The sequence below is a fragment of the Microcoleus sp. OTE_8_concoct_300 genome (assembly GCF_031383065.1).
Taxonomy (GTDB): domain Bacteria; phylum Cyanobacteriota; class Cyanobacteriia; order Cyanobacteriales; family Microcoleaceae; genus Microcoleus.
The window spans coordinates 1-2,343 of record NZ_JANMZH010000502.1 but is presented as its reverse complement, the minus strand read 5'-3'; the positions used below and the strand labels follow the sequence as shown (position 1 = coordinate 2,343).

Genomic DNA, 2,343 nt, shown 5'->3' with positions numbered 1-2,343 from the left:
TCCAATAAATTTATGAAAATGACTTTTGCAAGAGGTCTAGTAGTAAAGTGATCTTCGGCGCACCCTAGATATCGTATAGTGCGTTACCGAGTTAGAATTCAGTTTGATTTTTAGGCTTAAAACGATCTAATAATTCCGAGCGATCGAGCTGCATAATCAGTCCTGTGCGTGCCAGGGAGGGTTTCTAGTTGAATCAAAGGCTCCATTATTTGAGCTAATTCTTCATTAACCTAGCCAAATTTTACTTGGTAGCACACTCTCAATTTTCACGCGCTGGATACGTTGCTAGATACCTCCCTGAGTTGCCTCCTCAAATTAGGTTATAGAAAAATTTTTACTTTTTCATGATTTAATAATTTCGGCTTAAATTGCAGAGTACAATAATGACAATTATTAAATACCGCCCTAGCTTTTTGATAAAATTTCCCAAATTTTATTTAGGGATTTAATCAAATTCGGCTCACCTCTGATAATATCAGAAGTTAATCTGAGATTACAATCATCCGGTATTTTAAGGAAATCAGCTATGCGACTCTCTCAAATGCTTTTTGTCACCCTGCGCGAAGACCCCGCAGAAGCAGAAATTCCCAGCCACAAACTATTACTCCGTGCGGGATACATCCGGCGCATCGGTAGCGGCCTTTATGCTTATCTCCCTTTGATGTGGCGAGTTCTCAAAAAAGTCTCCCAAATTGTGCGCGAAGAAATGGACGCTACCGGCGCTCAAGAATGCCTCCTCCCGCAATTGCAACCGGCTGATTTGTGGCGGGAATCCGGCCGCTGGGACACCTACACTCAAGCTGAAGGTATTATGTTTGCCATGACAGACAGGCAGCAGCGAGAACTGGGGCTGGGCCCAACTCACGAAGAAGTAATTACTACAATTGCTAAAGATATGATTCGTTCCTATCGGCAATTGCCTTTACATCTTTATCAAATCCAAACTAAGTTTCGCGATGAAATTCGCCCGCGTTTTGGGTTAATGCGCGGTCGCGAATTCATTATGAAAGATGGCTATTCTTTCCATACAAACGAAGAAAGTCTGAAAAAAACTTATCAGGATATGGCTCAAGCTTACAGCAATATGCTGCGCCGATCGGGCTTGCAATTCCGAGCAGTAGAGGCTGATTCGGGAGCAATTGGCGGTTCTGGTTCTCAAGAGTTTATGGTGTTGGCTGAAGCAGGAGAAGATGAAGTTCTTTATACTGAAGACGGTCAGTATGCAGCTAATGTGGAAAAGGCTGTCTCCATGCCGGCTGATGTGGAACCGTCGCCCTTTGCAACGTTTGAAAAGCCGGAAACGCCGGGAACAGAAACAATTGATAAACTTTGCAAATTTTTGAAATGTTCTCCGACGCAAGTTGTCAAAAATGTGCTTTACCAAGCTGTTTACGACAATGGCATCACAGTCTTGGTATTGGTAAGCATTCGCGGCGACCAAGATGTGAATCAGGTAAAGTTGCTGAATGAGTTGACGAAGTTAGCGGGCAATTATCAAGCTAAAACAGTTTTATTTTTGACTGTTCCCGATGCGGAAGCTCAGCGGAAATGGGCTGCTAAATCTTTACCTCTCGGTTATATGGCTCCCGATCTTGCTGATGATTATATCGCCTCCAACCCCCCCCTTACCAAGGGGGGGCAAGGGGGGGTATCTCCCAAGTTTTTGCGTTTAGTCGATCGCACCGCAGTTGACCTGAAAAACTTTGTCACCGGTTCTAACGAATCAGGCTACCACGTTGTCGGGGCTAATTGGGATAAAGAATTTCCGCTACCAGCAACGGTTGTAGGTGTCAGAACAGCTAAAAAGGGCGATCGGGCAGTACACAACCCCGAACAAACCTTGCAAAGTGCCAGAGGCATCGAAGTGGGGCACATCTTCCAATTAGGAACCAAATACTCCCAAGCAATGGGCGCCACCTACACCACCGAACAAGGCGAAGAAATGCCCTTTGTGATGGGCTGCTACGGCGTCGGCGTGTCGCGGCTAGCTCAATCGGCCGTAGAACAATCCTACGACAAAGACGGGATAATTTGGCCAGTGGCGATCGCCCCGTATCACGCCATAATTAGCATCCCCAATATTTCCGACGCCCAACAAGTAGAAGTCGCCGAAAAACTCTATGTAGAACTGAACCAATCTGGCATTGAAACCCTACTCGATGACCGATCCGAACGAGCCGGAGTGAAATTCAAAGATGCTGATTTAATCGGCATTCCCTATCGGATTGTTCCCGGTCGTTCGCTGAAAGCCGGTAAAGTTGAAGTTGTGGAAAGAGCGACTCACAAATCGCATGAAATTCTCATTGATGAAGTCAATTCTACTTTGAAACAGTGGATTGAGGC

At 45.5% G+C, this 2,343-nt stretch carries 1 protein-coding gene; it reads left to right on the top strand.

Annotated elements, in window-relative coordinates; translation table 11 throughout:
- Positions 1-526: 526 nt before the first annotated feature.
- Positions 527-2,343: proline--tRNA ligase (gene proS, locus ACUVJL_RS22825; RefSeq protein WP_445247927.1), on the top strand; the 1,817-nt coding region annotated here is incomplete at its 3' end.